The 18,046-nt window shown below is 63.7% G+C and carries 16 protein-coding genes; 4 read left to right on the top strand and 12 right to left on the bottom strand.

All coding sequences use genetic code 11. The features are described from left to right. The 8 genes from EHH60_RS03980 to EHH60_RS03945 all read right to left on the bottom strand — a co-directional run bounded on the left by EHH60_RS03980 (position 1) and on the right by EHH60_RS03945 (position 8,798). A complete protein-coding gene (locus EHH60_RS03980; protein WP_124158152.1) occupies positions 1 to 1,392 on the bottom strand; it encodes a pyruvate dehydrogenase complex E1 component subunit beta in 1,392 nt (463 codons plus the stop codon). A gap of 28 nt (positions 1,393 to 1,420) precedes the next feature. Further along, on the bottom strand, positions 1,421 to 2,443 hold the full coding sequence (pdhA, locus tag EHH60_RS03975) for a pyruvate dehydrogenase (acetyl-transferring) E1 component subunit alpha (protein WP_124158151.1): 1,023 nt from the start codon (positions 2,441 to 2,443) through the stop codon (positions 1,421 to 1,423). Positions 2,444 to 2,714: 271 nt separating this feature from the next. Further along, on the bottom strand, positions 2,715 to 4,232 hold the full coding sequence (gene adh / locus EHH60_RS03970; protein WP_124158150.1) for an aldehyde dehydrogenase: 1,518 nt from the start codon (positions 4,230 to 4,232) through the stop codon (positions 2,715 to 2,717). Positions 4,233 to 4,408: 176 nt separating this feature from the next. After that, positions 4,409 to 5,368 (bottom strand): helix-turn-helix domain-containing protein, encoded by a 960-nt coding sequence (locus tag EHH60_RS03965; RefSeq protein ID WP_199751278.1) that lies wholly within the window; start codon positions 5,366 to 5,368, stop codon positions 4,409 to 4,411. A gap of 210 nt (positions 5,369 to 5,578) precedes the next feature. Beyond that, complete coding sequence (locus EHH60_RS03960) at positions 5,579 to 5,896, bottom strand: FtsB family cell division protein (RefSeq protein WP_028177591.1); 318 nt, start codon at positions 5,894 to 5,896, stop codon at positions 5,579 to 5,581. Positions 5,897 to 5,998: 102 nt separating this feature from the next. Further along, on the bottom strand, positions 5,999 to 6,550 hold the full coding sequence (locus EHH60_RS03955; RefSeq protein ID WP_124158148.1) for an NADPH-dependent FMN reductase: 552 nt from the start codon (positions 6,548 to 6,550) through the stop codon (positions 5,999 to 6,001). A 176-nt stretch (positions 6,551 to 6,726) separates the two neighbouring features. After that, the gene (locus EHH60_RS03950) at positions 6,727 to 7,725 is read right to left on the bottom strand and encodes an MBL fold metallo-hydrolase (protein WP_124158147.1); all 999 of its coding nucleotides are present in this window, start codon (positions 7,723 to 7,725) and stop codon (positions 6,727 to 6,729) included. Between the two features lie 116 nt (positions 7,726 to 7,841). Continuing rightward, entirely contained in the window at positions 7,842 to 8,798 is a 957-nt protein-coding gene (locus EHH60_RS03945; protein ID WP_199751300.1) for an AraC family transcriptional regulator, read from the bottom strand. Between the two features lie 146 nt (positions 8,799 to 8,944). Between EHH60_RS03945 and EHH60_RS03940 the strand changes: the two genes are divergently transcribed. Next, the gene (locus EHH60_RS03940; RefSeq protein WP_124158146.1) at positions 8,945 to 9,682 is read left to right on the top strand and encodes an SDR family oxidoreductase; all 738 of its coding nucleotides are present in this window, start codon (positions 8,945 to 8,947) and stop codon (positions 9,680 to 9,682) included. 73 nt (positions 9,683 to 9,755) lie between these two features. On the opposite strand, the gene EHH60_RS03935 is transcribed toward EHH60_RS03940, so the two are convergent. Then, a complete protein-coding gene (locus EHH60_RS03935; RefSeq protein WP_124158145.1) occupies positions 9,756 to 10,889 on the bottom strand; it encodes a zinc-binding dehydrogenase in 1,134 nt (377 codons plus the stop codon). A 37-nt stretch (positions 10,890 to 10,926) separates the two neighbouring features. Further along, the gene (gene eno, locus EHH60_RS03930) at positions 10,927 to 12,210 is read right to left on the bottom strand and encodes a phosphopyruvate hydratase (protein ID WP_124158144.1); all 1,284 of its coding nucleotides are present in this window, start codon (positions 12,208 to 12,210) and stop codon (positions 10,927 to 10,929) included. 174 nt (positions 12,211 to 12,384) lie between these two features. Here eno and EHH60_RS03925 point away from each other — a divergent pair, with 174 nt between their 5' ends. Together EHH60_RS03925 and queF are read left to right on the top strand one after the other, a co-directional pair. Then, positions 12,385 to 13,362: a Vgb family protein gene (locus EHH60_RS03925; RefSeq protein ID WP_124158143.1), complete on the top strand. Its 978-nt coding sequence runs from the start codon at positions 12,385 to 12,387 to the stop codon at positions 13,360 to 13,362. Between the two features lie 51 nt (positions 13,363 to 13,413). Beyond that, the gene (queF, locus tag EHH60_RS03920) at positions 13,414 to 13,866 is read left to right on the top strand and encodes a preQ(1) synthase (protein WP_199751277.1); all 453 of its coding nucleotides are present in this window, start codon (positions 13,414 to 13,416) and stop codon (positions 13,864 to 13,866) included. 79 nt (positions 13,867 to 13,945) lie between these two features. Here the strand turns inward: queF and acmB are convergent, their stop codons facing one another. Together acmB and EHH60_RS03910 are read right to left on the bottom strand one after the other, a co-directional pair. Then, positions 13,946 to 15,139 carry a methyl acetate hydrolase AcmB gene (gene acmB / locus EHH60_RS03915; protein WP_124158141.1) on the bottom strand — a complete coding sequence of 398 codons (1,194 nt, stop codon included), beginning with the start codon at positions 15,137 to 15,139 and terminating at the stop codon, positions 13,946 to 13,948. Positions 15,140 to 15,194: 55 nt separating this feature from the next. Continuing rightward, a complete protein-coding gene (locus tag EHH60_RS03910) occupies positions 15,195 to 16,835 on the bottom strand; it encodes a flavin-containing monooxygenase (RefSeq protein WP_124158140.1) in 1,641 nt (546 codons plus the stop codon). Positions 16,836 to 17,149: 314 nt separating this feature from the next. On the opposite strand from EHH60_RS03910, the gene EHH60_RS03905 reads away from it, so the two are divergent. Then, positions 17,150 to 18,037, top strand: a complete 888-nt coding sequence (locus tag EHH60_RS03905; protein ID WP_124158139.1) for a helix-turn-helix domain-containing protein — start codon at positions 17,150 to 17,152, stop codon at positions 18,035 to 18,037. Positions 18,038 to 18,046 lie beyond the last annotated feature (9 nt).

Here is an 18,046-nt window from a genome sequence, read left to right as displayed (position 1 = left end):
CTACCTGTAGCAGACGGCTTTGGCGGCCTCGACGACTTCCGCCGCCGAGGGCAGCGCGAGCTTCTCCAGATTCGCGGCATAGGGCATCGGGACGTCCTTGCCGGAGACGCGCGCGACCGGCGCATCCAGATAATCGAAGGCGTTTTCCATGATGCGCGCGGCGATCTCGGCGCCGACGCCGCTCTGGGCCCAGCCCTCTTCCACCGTGACCGCACGGCCGGTCTTCTTGACGGAGCTGATGATGGTTTCGGTGTCCATCGGGCGCAGCGTGCGCAGGTCGATCACCTCGGCCTCGATACCGTCCTTGGCGAGTTCGTCGGCGGCCTTGAGCGCATAGGTCATGCCGTTCGACCAGGAGATGATGGTGACATGGCTGCCGGAACGCACGATACGCGCCTTGCCGATCGGGATGATGAAATCGTCGAGCTTGGGCACCTCGCCGGTGTGACCGTAGAGCACCTCGTTCTCGAGGAAGATCACCGGATTGGGATCGCGGATCGCGGCCTTGAGCAGGCCCTTGGCGTCTGCTGCCGAATACGGCGCGACCACCTTCAAGCCCGGAATGTGCGAGTACCAGGACGAGTAATCCTGGCTGTGCTGGGCGGCAACGCGCGCGGCAGCACCGTTGGGTCCGCGGAACACGATCGAGCAACCCATCTGGCCGCCGGACATGTACAGCGTCTTGGCCGCGGAGTTGATGATCTGGTCGATCGCCTGCATGGCGAAGTTGAAGGTCATGAACTCGACGATCGGCTTCAGGCCGGTCATCGCGGCGCCGACGCCGACGCCGGCAAACCCGTGCTCGGTGATCGGGGTGTCGATGACGCGCTTGGCGCCGAACTCCTGGAGCAGGCCCTGGGTCACCTTGTAGGCACCCTGATATTCGGCGACTTCTTCGCCCATCACGAAGACATCCGCGTCGCGGCGCATCTCTTCGGCCATGGCGTCGCGCAGCGCTTCGCGGATGGTCTGCGTCACCATCTCGGTGCCGGCGGGCACCTCCGGATCCGGCTCGGCAACGGCCTGCGGGGCGGCAGGCGCAGCCTTCGGCTGCGGCGCCTCGGCCTTGGCGGCGGCAGGCGGCGCCGACTCGGCAGCTCTCTCCTGCTTGGCCGGCGCGGACGCCTTGCCGAGATCGGCGGCGCTCTCACCGTCGGCGAGAATGGTGGCGATCGGCGTGTTCACCGCAACGTCGGCGGTGCCCTCGGGGATCAGGATCTTGCCGAGCGTGCCTTCGTCGGTCGCCTCGACCTCCATGGTGGCCTTATCGGTCTCGATCTCGGCGATGACGTCGCCGGACTTGATCGTCTCGCCCTCTTTCTTCAGCCATTTGGCAAGGTTGCCCTTCTCCATCGTGGGCGACAACGCGGGCATCAGCACTTGAATTGGCATATCGACTCCAAAGAAAGCTTGCGCGCGTTCAGCGATAAACGTCGGTCCAGAGCTCGGCGGCATCCGGCTCGGGATCGTGCTGGGCGAAATCAGCGGACGCGTTGACGATGTCTCGCACCTCGGCGTCGATCGCCTTCAGGTCCTGCTCGCTGACCTTGGCCGCGAGTAGGCGGTTGCGCACCTGCTCGATCGGATCCTGGTCGTGGCGGACCTTCTCGACCTCCTCGCGTGTGCGATATTTTGCAGGGTCGGACATCGAATGACCGCGATAGCGGTAGGTCTGCATCTCCAGGATGAAGGGACCCTTGCCGGCGCGGCACCAGGCCGCCGCCTCCTCGCCCGCAGCCTTCACGGCGCGGACATCCATGCCGTCGACCTGCTTGCCCGGGATGTTGAAGGACGCGCCGCGCTTGGAGAAATCCTGCTGCGCCGAGGCGCGCGAGACCGAGGTGCCCATGGCGTAGCGGTTGTTCTCGATGACGTAGATCACCGGCAGCTTCCAGAGCTCCGCCATGTTGAAGCTCTCGTAGACCTGGCCCTGGTTGGCCGCGCCATCGCCGAAATAGGTGACGCTGACATTATCGTTGCCGCGATAGTGATTGGCGAAGGCGAGACCGGTGCCGAGCGAGACCTGGGCGCCGACGATGCCGTGGCCGCCATAAAAGTGCTTCTCCTTGCTGAACATGTGCATGGAGCCGCCCTTGCCCTTGGAGTAGCCGCCTCGGCGGCCCGTGAGCTCGGCCATGACGCCGTTGGCATCCATGCCGGTGGCAAGCATGTGGCCGTGATCGCGATAGCCGGTAATGACCTGGTCGCCCTCTTTCAGCGCCATCTGCATTCCGACCACCACGGCTTCCTGGCCGATATAGAGGTGACAGAAGCCGCCGATCGCGCCCATGCCGTAGAGCTGGCCGGCCTTTTCCTCGAACCTGCGGATCAGGAGCATGTCGCGGAGCGCCTTGAGCTCCTGCTCCCTGGTGAATTCCGGAGGCGAACCGCCGTTGGTCTTGTCCTGTGGAGGGCTTGCGGCGGCTTTCTTGGGGGCGGCCATGGGAATTCCGGGTCAGAGAAAACTTTCGCCCTCTCTAACCCAAGTCAAACGCCCTTGGAAAGCACCGCGGCGGCATGGCGCGACTTTCATTATGCCGCACTGCAACGTGATCGAAATATTTCAAAATCTTTGGCGCTGATCGGGCAACAAATCTATGCGCGCCATTGGCGCGCGCGGATTCGTGAGCGGATCGAGAACGGTTGGGCCACGTGGCCGCCGGCTTTCAGAGCGGACGACGCCGAAAACGGCGCCGCCCGCTCCGGAAACCCGATCAGAAGAAGCCGAGCTTCTTCGGGCTGTAGCTGACCAGGAGGTTCTTGGTCTGCTGGTAGTGGTCGAGCATCATCTTGTGGGTCTCGCGCCCGACGCCCGACTGCTTGTAGCCGCCGAAGGCCGCATGCGCGGGATAGGCATGGTAGCAGTTGGTCCAGACCCGGCCGGCCTGGATCTCCCGGCCGAAGCGGTAGCAGCGATTGGCATCGCGACTCCAGACGCCGGCACCCAAGCCGTAGAGCGTGTCGTTGGCGATCGCGAGCGCTTCCTCGTCGGTCCTGAAGGTCGTGACCGAGACGACGGGACCGAAAATCTCCTCCTGGAAGATTCGCATCCTGTTGTGGCCCTCGAACACGGTCGGCTGGACGTAGAAGCCGCCGGCGAGATCGCCCGCGAGCTCGGCACGGCCGCCGCCGGCCAGCACTTTGGCGCCCTCCTGCTTGCCGATCTCGATGTAGGAGAGGATCTTGCTGAGCTGCTCGCTGGATGCCTGAGCGCCGATCATGGTCGTGGGATCGCGCGGATCGCCCTGCTTGATCGCGGCGACGCGCTTCAGCGCCCGCTCCATGAAGCGGTCAAAGATATCCGCGTGGACCAGCGCCCGGCTCGGACAGGTGCAGACCTCGCCCTGGTTCAGCGCGAACATAACGAAGCCTTCGATCGCCTTGTCGAAGAAGTCGTCGTCTTCGGCGATGACATCCTTGAAGAAGATGTTCGGCGACTTGCCGCCGAGCTCCAGCGTGACCGGAATGAGGTTCTGGCTGGCGTACTGCATGATCAGCCGGCCCGTCGAGGTCTCACCGGTGAAGGCGATCTTGGCGATGCGCGGGCTGGACGCCAGCGGCTTGCCAGCCTCGAGGCCAAAGCCGTTGACGATGTTGAGGACACCGGGCGGCAGGATGTCGGCAATGATCTCGGCCCAGACCATGATCGAGGCGGGAGTCTGCTCGGCGGGCTTGAGCACGACGCAATTGCCGGCGGCAAGCGCCGGGGCGAGTTTCCAGCAAGCCATCAGCAGCGGGAAGTTCCAGGGAATGATCTGGCCGACCACGCCGAGCGGCTCGTGGAAATGATAGGCGATGGTGTCGTGGTCGATCTCGCCGATCGAGCCTTCCTGGGCGCGGACGACACCGGCGAAATAGCGGAAGTGATCGATCGCCAGCGGCAGGTCGGCGGCACGGGTCTCGCGGATCGGCTTGCCGTTGTCCCAGGTCTCGGCAATCGCAAGGCGCTCGAGATTGTCTTCCATGCGGTCCGCGATCCGGTTCAGGAGCGCGGCACGCTCGGCGACGCTGGTGCGGCCCCAGGCGGCCTTTGCGGCGTGGGCCGCGTCGAGCGCCGCCTCGACGTCCTGCGCGTCGGACCGCGCAATCTTGCAGACGATCTGGCCGGTCACCGGCGAGGCATTGTCGAAATACTTGCCGGAGATCGGCGCCACGAACTTGCCGCCGATGAAATTGTCGTAGCGTTCGGCAAAGGGAACTTTGGTGACGCTGAGGAATTCCACCTTGTTCATTGATCACTCCCGATGTTGCTGTTTGCGCTTGTCGTCGCCTGTTCGCGACTTGCGCCGACGATGATGCGGGAGGTGTTTTCTGTCAGCGCGGGCGGAAGCGATGGCCGGGCGGACCTGTCGCACTTCTGCGACAGTCGTGGACCGGCCCGTCACTGCGAGTGACGAAACGGCTGAGCTCAGTGGTTCAGCTCGAACCGCTTCAGCTTCCGGTGCAGCGTGGCGCGGCTGACGCCGAGGGCCTTGGCGGCCGCCGAGACATTGCCGCCGGCGCGGAGCAGCGCGCGCTGCAACACCGCCCGCTGGCCGCCGGCAAGGTGATCGCGCGCGGCATCGCCACCGAGAAGGTCGGCGGCAGGCACCGGCTGCAAGGCCCGGCCGGGCGCGATTCCGAGCGCCACCCGGGCGGAGCGGGTCGCGCCGATCACGAGATCGTCCGCATCGACCGCAACGAGGCCGCTGCAACTTCCGTCCGCAGCTTGCGTCAGCACGATGCGGGCATCGGCAAAAGCCTTTCGAAACAGGTCGGCCTCGATACGCTTGGCCGCCTCGCCCGTCGCGAGCGCGATCAGGCTGGCGAAGGCGTCGGTGCGGTCGGCGCGGCAGGAGGAGACGTCGAGCACACCCGCGAGCGCCGCCTCGTGATCGTAGATCGGAACGGCGGTGCAGCTCAGAAGCGTATTGCGGGCAAAGAAATGCTGGTCGCGATCGATGGTCAGCGGACGCTGCTCGACGAGGCAGGTGCCGATGCCGTTGGTGCCCTCGTGCTCCTCGCTCCAGATCGCACCCGTCCACAGGCCCCAGGACTGAAACGTCGCATCGTCCGCCACCGTGCCGCGGCGATCGACCGGCACGCCCTCGCGATCGGCGAGCAGCACGCAGCAGCCCGCGGCGCCGACGGCCTGATACAGCCGATCCATCGCGCCTTGCGCCGCGGCCAGGAGCGGCGCGATACGTTCGCGCGCTTGGTGGAGCTCGGCTTCGGTCAGCCGCATCGGCGCGGCGCGGCCGCCGGGATCGAGACGATGCAATCTGGAGGAACGACGCCACGAGGCCACGAGCGCGGACCGAGCCGCCTGGCCTGACGCGATGGCGGCCTCGACACGGGCCGCGTGATGCCGGGGCATTGACCCATTCATCACGGTTTCCTCCGGATGGCAGTCTAAAGACTACCGGTGCTGCCCGGTTGATCTGCGTCAACCAGGGACCGCAGAAGCCATGCGCCCGTTGCGGCACGGCCGTCAAGGCGGCCGTCCGGGTTCCAGGCCTACGACTTTCGCTGCAATTGAGACGCGCATGTCGGATTTCGGCAGCGGCTTTCGATGCCGCTTTCGAAAGCTGCGGATGCGCTACTTTGCCGGGATCATGCGAACGAGGTCTCGCGGATTGACATAGTCGAGCTGGAAGCGCGCCCGCTCGTCCAGCATGTCGGGGTCGATCTTCTCGGACCGCAGCAGCGACACCCGCTGTTCGCTCCTGGCACGCTCACGTTTGAGCTGGGCCAGCTCGCTGGTCAGCGCGATGATCTCCTGGTCGAGCTCCTGGCGCGCGTTGAGGCCGTACTTGCCGGTATAGGCGTTGACGCCGAAATAGCCGACGATGGCCGCCGCCATCGCATAGAGGGCAAGGCCAGTCAGGATCGATTTCAGGCGGGCGCGGGAGACCATCGTGGCAGGATGGGACAGGTTGGTTAAGGGAGTGCTAACTCGCCCCCCACCGCCAGTCGTCATGCCCGGGCTTGTCCCGGGCATGAGGGAGAGAATGAGGCCTTAGCCTTGGTTCTTCGCGACGTGCGCGGCGAAGGCGTCGATGTACTGCTGCAGCACAGTCTTCAGGGAGTCCTTGGTCAGGTTGCCCTCGGCATCGAAGCCATCGCCGACGCCACTGAGGTAGATTTCCGGCTGCTGGAGGACGGGACCGGAAATGCCCGGCAGAATGTTCTGCAGATGCTTGGCCGCGCTGACACCGCCGAGCAGCCCCGGCGAGTTGGAGATGATGCCGACCGGCTTGCCGAGGAACGAGCTCTTGCCGTAGGGCCGCGAGGCAACGTCGATGGCGTTCTTGAGGACGCCCGGGATCGAGCGGTTGTATTCGGGCGTGACGAACAGGACGCCGTTCGACTTCTGGAGCTTCTCTCGGAAGGCGAGCCAGTCCGCGGGCGGCGCGCCCTCGAGGTCCTGGTTGAAGAACGAGATGCCTGCCGGCGTGACGACCTCGAGCTTGAGCGAGCCAGGCGCCAGTTTGGCGAGCGCATTGGCGATCTTGAGCGAGAAGCTGTCCTTGCGCAGGCTGCCGGCGATCGTGACGATGTTGTAGGCCATGAAATGTCCTTGAGGGCTTGAGCGGGAGTGCCCGGACGGCACTTAAGCCATCCGGATCGATGGATGCAAGTGCATGAACTGGTTCGATTTGGAAACGCTGCGTTTCGCGAATGCGGCCCAAACAAATCGGGCCGCCAAGCGGCGGCCCGATGGTTGGCGCAAACACCGCGTGCAGATCAGATCGTCGGATTCCACGCCGACGGAATCAGGCGATATTTGGCGCCGTCCTTCTCGACATGGCCGACCGAGGGAAAGGCGAAGTGAAAGCCGATCACGGTCGCCTTTTCCGCTGCCGCCATGTCGTAGAACTTGTGGCGCGTCGCCTGCGCCATCGCGGCGTCGTTGTCGAACACCACGTGCCAGTCCGGATTGCGCAGGAAGAATTCCGGAATGTTGGTGACGTCGGACTGGATTAGCACCTTGGCGTCGCCCGAGGCGACTGCGAAGGAGGTGTGCCCCGGCGTGTGGCCGGGCGTCGCGATGGAGGTGATGCCGGGCGCGACCTCCTTGCCCCACTCATACTTCGTCACCTTGGATTCGAGGCCGGCGAAGGTTTTCTTCACGTTGGCGAAGTAGTTCTTCATCATGGGATTGGACTCGGCCCTGGCGGCGTTGTCCTCGCTGGTCCAGAACTCCCAGTCCTTGCCCGGCACCATGATCTCCGCATTCGGGAAGGCCAGCGCGCCGTCGGCCAGACGGATGCCGTTGGTATGGTCGGGGTGCAGATGCGACAACAGCACGACGTCGACATTCTTGACGTCGACGCCGGCGGCCTGAAGGTTTTGCAGCGTGCGGCCGACCGCGCCCTTGCTGGCCTCGAAATTCGCAATGCCATTGCCGGTGTCGATCAGGACCAGCTTGGAGCCGGTGTTGATGAGCTGCGGATTGAACGGCACGGTGACCATGCCCTTCGGCATGTAGGCCGCCTCGCCGGCCGCCAGCGCCTCCTCCTTCGGAATGTTGACGACGAACTTGTCCGGCATCGGGAAGGTGCGCGCGCCGTCGTTGATCGAGGTACACTCGAAGCTGCCGACCTTGTAGCGATAGAAGCCCGGCGCCTGTGTCCCGGCCTGCGGGGCTGAGGCATTCGCGGCGATGGGCCCGAGCCCGGTGACGGCCGCCGCGCCCATGGCGGCGGCGCCTGCGAGCAGGTGACGGCGATTGAGATCGGTCATGGAATGTCCCTTCTGAGCGCCTTGCGGTTCGTCCGCTTGAAACGGCGGCGGAATAATCCCCCGCGTCGCTCAGAAGGCAAGACACTCTTTCGGTGACGTGCCCTCGCAGATCACGATTATTTATTCGGGACGATGGGGAATTTTTCGCCAGTGGCCTGTCCACGCCAGTATTGCTTCGGTGCATGGCCGTAGATTCGTTTAAACGCATGCCCGAAGGCGCTCTCCGACGAATATCCCAGCTGCGCGGCGGTTGCCGAGACGGTCGCACCGCGTCGCATCTGATCGCGCGCAAGCCGCATTCGCCACCGAAGGAGGTAGTCGAGCGGCGCCAGCCCCACCAGGGACTTGAACCGCTTCGAAAATGCGGATCGCGACATTGCGATCGCGTCGGCCAATGCGTCCAGGGTCCAGGGATGAGCAGCGTCTTCGTGCATCAACCTGATTGCCTTGCCGATCCTGGCATCGACCAGCGCGTTGATCCATCCAAGTCCCTCGCCGGCACCCTGATCCAGCGCCGCGCGGAGCACCTGGACGAGCAGGACGTCGGCCAGCCTGTCGGTGAGTACGGCCGTTCCGATTCCCGTCCCCCTGATTTCAAGGTCGAGAATGTGGAGCGTGGAATGAATGACGGCTGCCGACGGACTGCGCGATGGTATGAGCAGAAAGCGAGGCAGCGCATCGAGCAGCAACTCGGCGTCCGATGCCTCGAAACCAAAACTGCCGGCAAGCAGGACGGTATCGCTCCCCGCGCCACGCGCTACATCCGACCGCGCCCAATCGAACGCCGCTATTCCGTCTTCGGGAGCGAGGCGTCCGTCGTTGGCCAGAACGTAGGCTGGGGCATTGGCGAGAAGAAAACAGTCGCCGGTGGCAAGCCGATGATGGGCTTCGTCGCCAAAATCGATCCAGCAATCGCCTCGGATGACCGCGCCGAACTTCAGGGCGGGTTTTGCCGGGAACTGATACGACCAATGCCCGCCCGCCTCGAACCTCGTGCAACGCGCAGCGCGAACGTCCAAGAGTGAGAAGGCCTGGGACAGAGGGTCCAAGGTCTTGCCCAACTGTTTGCCCAAGTGCCTGTCGAAGCGCCTATCGAAGTGCTTGTCCGAAAGTTTGTCCAAGGCTTGATCCGATCTCGACGATTTTCGAGCATTTCAAACATAGATCATCCTCGCTACCGATGCGAATTTCATCTCGCAACGAATTGGATGGAACGCCCATGACAGGCATCGCAGGCAAGGTCATCGCCATTACGGGCGCCAGCAGCGGAATTGGCGAAGCCACTGCCCGGCATCTCGCAGAACGTGGCGCCATCGTGATCCTCGCCGCACGCCGTTCCGAGAGGCTGGAGATGCTGACCGCGAGCATCACCTCGAAGGGCGGAAAGGCCTCGTATCTCGTCACCGACGTCAGGCAGCGCGAGGATGTCGCAAAGCTCGTCGGTCTCGCGACGGACCGATGCGGAAAGCTGGACGTCATGATCAACAATGCCGGGATTGCACCGATTTCCCGTCTTGACGATCTGAGGGTCGACGATTGGGACGATATGATCGACGTGAACGTGAAAGGCGTGCTCTACGGGATCGCTGCTGCCCTCCCCGTCTTCCGTCGTCAGGGCTTTGGCCACTTCGTCAACACCCTGTCGACCGCCGGCATCAAGATCGTTCCGACAATGGCCGTCTACGCGGGATCGAAGAACGCTGTCAGGGCGATTTCCGAAGGGCTTCGTCAGGAGGCCGGCCCGTCGCTTCGGGTGACGACCATCTCCCCCGGTTATGTCGACACCGAGCTGCCATCCTCCATGACGGATTCCGTGCTACGGGCGGAGGGGCTGGCCAGCATGAAGGCACTGGCCATTCCGGCGAGCGCGATCGCGGAAGCCATCGCCTTCGCGATAGCGCAACCGGATAGCGTGGATGTCGGCGAGATCGTCGTTCGCCCGACTGCTCAGGCATGAACGTGTCGATCAAGCCAGGATAGGCCGGCGCGGCCGGCCCCTGCCCCGGGTCACGCGCCGTCGCAGGTCACGGTTATTTATTCGGGTTGATGAGGAATTTTTCGCCGGTGGCGCGTTTGGCGTAAATCGCGATGTTGGCGGGATCGAGCGCCTCGGCAAGCGACACCACCTTGGTGTAATGACTGGCGAAGGTGGTCTTCAGCTCGGACGCCACGCGCTGGCGCAGGCGGCCGATCTCGGCCGGGCCGATCTTCTGAAGGAACGGCGTCAGCAGCCAGCCGCCGACGCCCCAGCTCAGCCCGAACGAGCGGTTCAGCTCGGTCGGGCGCGTGTCGAGGCTGCCATAGATGTAGACCTGCTTGTACACGTTGGAGCCGTAGCGGCTGTATTCCTTCGCGGTCTTGTTGGCTGCGATTTCCATGGCGGTCAGAATCTGGCTCGCCAGCTTGCCGCCGCCGACGGCGTCGAAGGCGATCGTGGCGCCGGTTTCGACCAGCGCGTTGGTGAGGTCATCCATGAAATCAGGCGCGCTGGAATCCACGACGTATTTGGCGCCGATCTTGTGCAGGATGTCGGCCTGCTCCTTGTTCCTGACGATGTTGACGAGGCCAATGCCATCCTTGATGCAGATCTTGTTGAGCATCTGGCCGAGATTGGAAGCGGCAGCCGTGTGCACGAGCGCCTTGTGGTTCTCCCGCCGCATCGTCTCGGTCATGCCGAGCGCCGTCAGCGGATTGACGAACCAGGAAGCGCCGTCCGCGGCCGTGGTGCCCGCCGGCAGCTCCATGACGTCGCGGACCTTGAGCACGCGGTACTGCGTGTACATCGCACCACCAATCATCGACACCGTCTTGCCCATCAGCGCCTTCGCCGCGTCCGACGATCCGGTCCCGATCACCGTGCCGGCCCCCTCGTTGCCGACCGGCAGCGACTGATCGAACCTGGCCGCCATCATCCGCATCGCCGCCTCCGGCATCGTGGCGGTGATGACCGGCATCTCCCTGGTGCCGGAGGCCTGGGCGGCCGACATGTCGGCCGCCCCGATCAGAAGCCCGAGGTCGGACGGGTTGATCGGGGTGGCCTCGACGCGGACCACGACCTCGTCGTCGGCCGGCTCCGGCGTCGGGACGTTCACGAGCGACAGTTCAAGCTCGCCGCTCTTCTTCAGCAGCGAACGCAGTTGCAGTCCGGTCTTGCCGTCGCTCATCTCGATCCTCCCCTGTCCGTCTTTGCGCGGCGCCGGCTTATGCCAGCGCCTTCAGTGCCGCCTTGCCGCCGTAGAGCGCCTGCTTGCCGAGCTGCTGCTCGATGCGCAGGAGCTGGTTGTATTTGGCGGTGCGGTCGGACCGGGCAAGGGAGCCGGTCTTGATCTGACCACAATTGGTGGCGACCGCGAGGTCGGCGATGGTGGAATCCTCGGTCTCGCCGGAGCGGTGCGACATCACCGAGGTGTATCCCGCCTTGTGCGCCATCTCGACGGCGGCCAGCGTCTCGGTCAGCGTGCCGATCTGGTTGACCTTGATCAGGATCGAGTTGGCGCGGCCCGCCTTGATGCCTTCGGCGAGGCGCTTGACGTTGGTGACGAAGAGGTCGTCGCCGACCAGCTGGCACTTCTTGCCGATGAGATCGGTGAGCTCCTTCCAGCCGTCCATGTCGTCTTCCGACATGCCGTCCTCGATGGTCACGATCGGATAGCGCGAGACCAGATCGGCAAGATACTTCGCCTGCTCGGAGATCGAGCGGGTCTTGCCCTCGCCCTCATAGACGTATTTGCCGTCCTTGAAGAACTCGGTCGAGGCGCAGTCGAGGCCGAGCACGATGTCGGCGCCCGCGTTGAAGCCGGCCTTGCCGATCGCGTTCATCACGAAGTCGAGCGCGGCGTCCGCGGACGGCAGATTCGGCGCAAAGCCGCCCTCGTCGCCGACATTGGTGTTGTGGCCGGCTTTCTTGAGCTCCGACTTCAACGTGTGGAACACCTCTGCGCCGTAGCGCAGACCCTCGGCAAAGCTCGGTGCCCCGACCGGCAAGATCATGAACTCCTGGAAGTCGATCGGGTTGTCGGCATGCACGCCGCCATTGATGATGTTCATCATCGGCACCGGCAACAGGCGCGCCGAGGTGCCGCCGACGTAACGGTAGAGCGGCATGTCGAGTGAGTTCGCGGCAGCCTTGGCGCAGGCGAGCGAGACGCCGAGAATGGCGTTGGCGCCGAGCCGGCTCTTGTTCGGCGTGCCGTCGAGATCGATCATGATCTGGTCAAGCTGGGCCTGCTGCTCGACATCGAGGCCGCTCAGGGCCTCGAAGATCTCGCCGTTGACGGCGCCGACCGCCTTGGAGACGCCCTTGCCGAGATAGCGGGCTTTGTCGCCGTCGCGCAGTTCCACCGCCTCATGCGCGCCCGTCGAGGCGCCCGACGGCACCGCGGCGCGGCCGAGCGCGCCGTCCTCCAGCACGACATCGACCTCGACGGTGGGATTGCCCCGGCTATCGAGGATTTCGCGGCCGATGATGTCGATGATGGCGGTCATGATGTCCACTTCCGTTCGTTAGGGCTGATCGGTGCCGCGGGTCTTACACGGGCCGCAAGCAAATGTGAACGCTTGGAAGAGCCGCTTCGACTGACGCGTGAAGCGCCTCAGATTATGCTCGACCGCATCTGGTCCGCGTGCCCAACCTCAATCTGAAACAGTCGGGGTAACGCCATGAATCGCCGCCAGTTTCTTGCTTCGGGTGCCGCGCTGCTCGCCGCCCAACCGGGTTTTGCACAGGAAGTCCCGTTTCGGACAAAATACTATCCCATCAGCCCGGGCATCGGCCTGCATGATCTCACGCCCGCGCCTGACGGCGCGGTTTGGTTCACGGCGCAGGGCAAGGGCCTGCTCGGCAGGCTCGATCCCCGGGATGGCAGTTTCAAGACGGTCAGCCTCGGCCAGGGCGCAGCGCCGCATGGCGTGACCGTCGGCCCCGATGGAGCGCCCTGGATCACCGAGGGCGGCCAGAACGCGATCGCGCGGGTCGATCCCGGCGATCTCAAGGTGACGCTGTTCCGCCTGCCGGAAAAGTTCGCCTACGCCAACCTCAACACCGGCGTGTTCGACAAGGAAGGCACCTACTGGTTCACCGGCCAGTCCGGCTACTACGGCCGGCTCGCGCCGAGGACCGGCGAAATGAATGTGTTCAAGGCGCCGAAGGGCATCGGTCCCTACGGCATCACGGTCACGCCCAAAGGCGAGGTCTGGTACGCCTCCCTCGCCGGCAGCCACATCGCGAAGATCGACCTCGCGAGCGGCAACGCGACCGTGGTCGAGCCGCCGACGCCGAACCAGGGTTCGCGGCGCGTCTGGTCGGATTCGAAAGGGCGGATCTGGGTCAGCGAGTGGAACAGCGGCCACGTCTCGGTGCACGATCCCGCCAATGGCTCCTGGAAGACGTGGAAGCTGCCGGGCGAACGCCCCCGCGCCTACGCCGTCTTCGTCGACGACAAGGACAAGGTCTGGCTCACGGACTTTTCGGCAAACGCCATCGTGCGCTTCGATCCCGCCAGCGAGAAGTTCAACGTGTTCGCCAGCGACAAGGCCAACGCCAATGTGCGCCAGCTCGATGGCAGGCCGGGTGAGCTCTGGGGCTGCGAGTCCGGCAACGACCGGATCGTCATGATCCAGACGATCGCGAGCGGTTGACGACAGCGGCATTTGCGTCCATCCCGGCACCCGAAACAGGATGTGACGACGATGGCGAAGAAATCCCTCCAACTCGGCCGGGCCGTCGAGTGGCCGCACAGACCGGAAGAAGCCCAGCTCGACCGCGTGCCCAATCCGCAAAAGGGCACCGATTATCTGGTGCGCTTTACCGTGCCGGAATTCACCTCGCTCTGCCCGGTCACGGGCCAGCCCGACTTCGCGCATCTGATGATCGACTACGCGCCGGGCGCGTGGCTGCTGGAGTCGAAGTCCCTCAAGCTCTACATCGCGAGCTTCCGCAACCACGGAGCCTTCCACGAGGACTGCACCGTGATGATCGGCAAGCGTATCGCCAGCGAGATCAAGCCGAAATGGCTGCGCATCGGAGGCTACTGGTATCCGCGCGGCGGCATCCCGATCGACGTGTTCTGGCAGACCGGCCGCGTGCCGAAGGGCCTGTGGGTGCCCGAGCAAGGCGTCGCGCCCTATCGCGGGCGGGGCTAGGGCATAGCTCGGTCACGTGTGACGATCGAGAGAGAACGGCCTCGGTCGACAGCGACGAGGCCGCTCTCGCATCATGGTCCTAGCTCGCCAAGCGCTGCCTGAGGCTCTGGTAGAATCCCGTCTCGAAGTTCATATAGCCGATGAACGATGTCGGATCGCCGAAGGGCAGAATCTGGGTGGCCCAGAACCCGCCGACGTTGTTCTGCCGATCGATCCAGTAGAACAGGTTGGCGAGCCCGGCCCAGCCCAACGCGCCGGCGGGACGTCCCGTCGGGGCTTCCTCGTCGTTGACCATGAAGCTCAGCGCCCAGGATTTGGATTGGCCCGGAAAGAATTCCGCGTCGTTGCACAGCGACGGGATGACACCCGTGATCGGCGTTACCTTCCTGTCGCCCAGATGGTTCTTTTCCGCCATCCGCACGGTTTCGGCTTTCAGCACGCGGCCGTGCTCGCCAGCTCCGTCATTCAGCCACATGCGGATGAAACGCATGTAGTCGCCGACCGTGCCGTACAGGCCGTGGCCGCCCATATGGACTTCGGGCTTCGCCGGAAGCTCGAAATCCATCGGCGTCAGCGACCCGTCGGCGTTCCGCGCGTGGATGCCGGCCAGTTTCTGGCGCATCGCATCGGTCAGCTCGAAGGTCATGTCCTCGATCCCGAGCGGTTCGAAGATGCGCGTCTTGAAGACTTCACCGAGTCGCTTGCCCGTGATCGCCTCGACGATCTGGCCGCACCAGTCGAGATTTGTCCCATAGTCCCAGCGCTCGCCGGGATCGAACAGCAGCGGGGTCATCAAGCAGGCCTTGCTCGCTGTGATCACGCTGGGTTGCCCCTTCTCCTGGGCCAGTCGGTTATAGGTGTGGTTGATGAAATCGTAGCTCAGGCCCGCTGTGTGGGTCATCAGCATGCGCGTGGTGATATCGCGCTTCGGGGCACGCAGGATCGGCTCTCCCGCTGCATCGAAGCCCTCGATCACCTGCAGCTTTCCGATCTCGTTCGCGTAGCGCTTCGCGGGCGCATCGAGATCGAGCTTGCCTTCTTCGACGAGTTGCAGAACGGCCGTTCCGGTAATCGCCTTGGTGGTGGAGAAAAGGGCAAAGACGCTGTCGGTAGTCATGTCCGCCGGCCGATCGAGACGGCGTTTGCCGGCTGCGCCTTCATAGATGTTGCGCCGGCGGTCCGTCACCATCGCGACAACGCCGGGCACGCGCGGCGTGGATGTGACGACGCCGTCGAGAACAGCATCTGCCGTCGCGCCAAAATTCATGATCATGATCGTCCTCCCGTGCTGGATTGATTGATGTGGTCGACGCTCGCGTCGCGAGCGCTCATTGCATCGCGAAGCCCTCGTAACCGTTCACCGCGACCTCGTCGCACTTCTGTCGATACGCGCCGACGCCGCCGCAGTACGACAGGACACGGCGCGGCTTGCCTTCGACGTTCGAGCCCAGGTACCAGGAATTGGTTTTCGCGATCAGCGTCGCGTTTGCGATCTCGTCGTGATGGGCCACCCAGCTGTCCTGGGCGTCCTTTGTCGGCTCGACCACCTTCAGATCCTTGCTGCGCATGTACTTGATGCAGTCATCGATCCATTCGACCTGCTGCTGCAGGCACGTGGTCATGTTGCACAGCGCGGCCGACGGAGCGAGCGGAACGGCGGTCGTGAACAGGTTGGGATAGCCGTGAACCTGCAGGCCCATCGTGGTGCGGATGTCCCTGCTCCAGTCCTCCCTCAGCGATCGACCGTCGCGGCCCCTGATATCGATGCGCGTCAAGGCACCGGTGCCGGCGTCGAAGCCGGTTGCCAGGATAATGACATCCAGCTCGTGGACCGTACCGTCAGCGGTCTGAATACCCGTGGGCGTGACGCGATCGATCGGATTGCTCTTGACGCTGACGATCTCGACGTTGGGACGATGGAAGGCCTCGAGGAAGTTCTGCTCGAGCGGCACACGGTGCGTTCCGAAGCCATAATCGGCAGGAATCAACGCATCGCACAGTTTCGGATCCCCGAGCCGCTCGCGCATCTTCCCGCGCACGAATTCGGAGATCTCGGCATTGACCTCCGGGTCGAAGAACAGCTCGGCGAATGAGGATATCCATAGCTTCAGGGAACCGTCATTCCAGCAGGCTTCGATCACCGCGCGGCGGCGCTCCGGCGTGAGGTCTGCCCAGGCGTGCTCGAAGTCGTATTCAAAGCCGGTGAATGTGCGCGGCAGGCGTTCGGTGAGCGACTTGAATCTCGACTTGTAGTCCTCGACCTCCGCGGCCCCAAATTTCGGATTCTTCATCGGGATGATGTATTGCGGCGTGCGGATGAACACCTTGAGATGGCCGACATCGCCGGCGATCGTCTGGATGACCTGGATGCCGGTCGCACCGTTGCCGATGACTCCGACGCGCTTGCCTGCGAGGTCGACAGGCTGCTCCGGCCAGCGCGCCGTATGGAACAACTGTCCCTTGAAAGTCTCCTGCCCCGGAAAGGATACGTAGGGAGCCGACAGCATGCCGCAGCAGGTGACTAGAAACTGGGTGTCGATCAAATCGCCCCGGTCGGTCGTGACCAGCCAGCGCTGCGTGGCCTCGTTGAAGTGCGCGCTCTTGACCGTCGTGCTGAACTGGATGTCCTTGCGCAGATCGAGACGGTCGGCGACGTAGTTCATCCAGCGTTCGATTTCGGGCTGGCCCGGAAACTTCTCGCTCCAGCTCCAACCCTTGTAGAGCTCCTCGGAGAAAAGATACTGATAGATGTAGGCCTCGGAGTCGAAGCGCGCGCCGGGATATCGATTCCAATACCACGTGCCGCCTACGCCTGACGCGGCGTCGATCCCCCTGACGCTCAATCCCTGCTCGCGCAGACGATAGAGTTGATAGAGCCCGGCGACGCCGGCTCCGACAACCACGGCATCGAACTTCGCTGTTCCGTGCGAACCGTTGCTTCCATTGGATTTGGTCAGGGCTTCCGCCATTTATTCCTCCTCGGTGATTTTTGAGTGCGCACGACCTTCCCCATCCGTCATGCGATCGGATGGTGGTGCAGCGCGTCATTGTTGATCCCGTCAGTACGGGACGGCGAAAAGCTATGAGTATTCCGGCGGCTGGAGCTTGAACAAATCGGACAATTCTTTGAACGAAGCCGCGCGCTCCTTGCCGGTTCTGCAGTTCGGCAACACGGCTCGCTTGGCAAATGGCGAAACCGGCTTATGCTCGTCTCCGCCGTTCGGCCAATGAGAAGCAGAAGCGGTCAACCGCGCCTTAGAATTCAGGGAAGGAGTCTCGCGCGATGGGCCAATTCATCACGGTCGAGGAGTTGCCACGCTACGCTCCCGGCCAATTAATGCTGGACAGTTCCGCGGTGGGCAAGACTGACTTTCGGCTGCGCGTCTTCCGCTATGCGCCGTCCGACATCTTGGTGCCGCCGTCGGAGAATTTCCTGATCGTCGTCTATCGCGAAGGCACAACGTCGATGAATCGCCGTGTGACCGGCGCCTGGAAGCAGGATCACGTCGGACGTGGCGTCACAACCCTGCTGACACGTGCGGAGCCTTCGCACTGGCGCTGGAGCAATGACCTCGAAGTCAGCCATTTCTACATCTCGCCGAGCCTGATGACGAAGACCGCGAGCGAGGCATTCGACCGCGACTCAGGAAGCGTCGAACTCCACGATCTGCTCAGGATCGAAGACCCGGTGCTGACCTGGATCGGCGACCGGATGGTGCAGGAAGTGTCCGAAGGCGGTCCGGGCGGCCGGCTCTGCTACGATGCGCTGGCACTTCAGGCGAGCGTGCACATCTTGCGAAAATATGCCTCGGTGGAATTCAAACTGCCCTGTCCGCAGGGGCGCTTCAGGCCGGCGCATGCAAGGCTGATCGAGGACTATGTCGAGCAGAACATCTCCAGGAACATCACGCTCGACGAGCTAGCCAACATCTGCAACTGCTCGCCGGTGCAGTTCGCGCGCAAGTTCCAGGTGCACTATGGCATGCGGCCGCATGCCTACGTCCTGCGCCGCAAGGTGGAGCGCGCCCGCCAACATCTGCGCAAGGATCGGCTCGCCCTGAAGGAAATTGCGCTCTTGAGCGGATTTTCCGATCAAAGTCATCTCAATCGGATTTTCCGCAGACACATGAACGTCACGCCGGCCGAATATCGCAAGAACTGCGTGAGCTAGCCTTCTCCA

The organism is Bradyrhizobium sp. RP6, assembly GCF_003837805.1.
Classification (GTDB): Bacteria; Pseudomonadota; Alphaproteobacteria; order Rhizobiales; family Xanthobacteraceae; genus Bradyrhizobium.
This window is presented reverse-complemented; position numbering and strand designations above follow the sequence as displayed.

Excerpts from the sequence above, each read along its gene's own strand:
- EHH60_RS03980 (WP_124158152.1), bottom strand. The coding sequence starts at position 1,392 with ATGCCAATTCAAGTGCTGATGCCCGCGTTGTCGCCCACGATGGAGAAG.
- pdhA (WP_124158151.1), bottom strand. The coding sequence starts at position 2,443 with ATGGCCGCCCCCAAGAAAGCCGCCGCAAGCCCTCCACAGGACAAGACC.
- adh (WP_124158150.1), bottom strand. The coding sequence starts at position 4,232 with ATGAACAAGGTGGAATTCCTCAGCGTCACCAAAGTTCCCTTTGCCGAA.
- EHH60_RS03965 (WP_199751278.1), bottom strand. The coding sequence starts at position 5,368 with ATGAATGGGTCAATGCCCCGGCATCACGCGGCCCGTGTCGAGGCCGCC.
- EHH60_RS03960 (WP_028177591.1), bottom strand. The coding sequence starts at position 5,896 with ATGGTCTCCCGCGCCCGCCTGAAATCGATCCTGACTGGCCTTGCCCTC.
- EHH60_RS03955 (WP_124158148.1), bottom strand. The coding sequence starts at position 6,550 with ATGGCCTACAACATCGTCACGATCGCCGGCAGCCTGCGCAAGGACAGC.
- EHH60_RS03950 (WP_124158147.1), bottom strand. The coding sequence starts at position 7,725 with ATGACCGATCTCAATCGCCGTCACCTGCTCGCAGGCGCCGCCGCCATG.
- EHH60_RS03940 (WP_124158146.1), top strand. The coding sequence starts at position 8,945 with ATGACAGGCATCGCAGGCAAGGTCATCGCCATTACGGGCGCCAGCAGC.
- EHH60_RS03935 (WP_124158145.1), bottom strand. The coding sequence starts at position 10,889 with ATGAGCGACGGCAAGACCGGACTGCAACTGCGTTCGCTGCTGAAGAAG.
- eno (WP_124158144.1), bottom strand. The coding sequence starts at position 12,210 with ATGACCGCCATCATCGACATCATCGGCCGCGAAATCCTCGATAGCCGG.
- EHH60_RS03925 (WP_124158143.1), top strand. The coding sequence starts at position 12,385 with ATGAATCGCCGCCAGTTTCTTGCTTCGGGTGCCGCGCTGCTCGCCGCC.
- queF (WP_199751277.1), top strand. The coding sequence starts at position 13,414 with ATGGCGAAGAAATCCCTCCAACTCGGCCGGGCCGTCGAGTGGCCGCAC.
- acmB (WP_124158141.1), bottom strand. The coding sequence starts at position 15,139 with ATGATCATGAATTTTGGCGCGACGGCAGATGCTGTTCTCGACGGCGTC.
- EHH60_RS03910 (WP_124158140.1), bottom strand. The coding sequence starts at position 16,835 with ATGGCGGAAGCCCTGACCAAATCCAATGGAAGCAACGGTTCGCACGGA.
- EHH60_RS03905 (WP_124158139.1), top strand. The coding sequence starts at position 17,150 with ATGGGCCAATTCATCACGGTCGAGGAGTTGCCACGCTACGCTCCCGGC.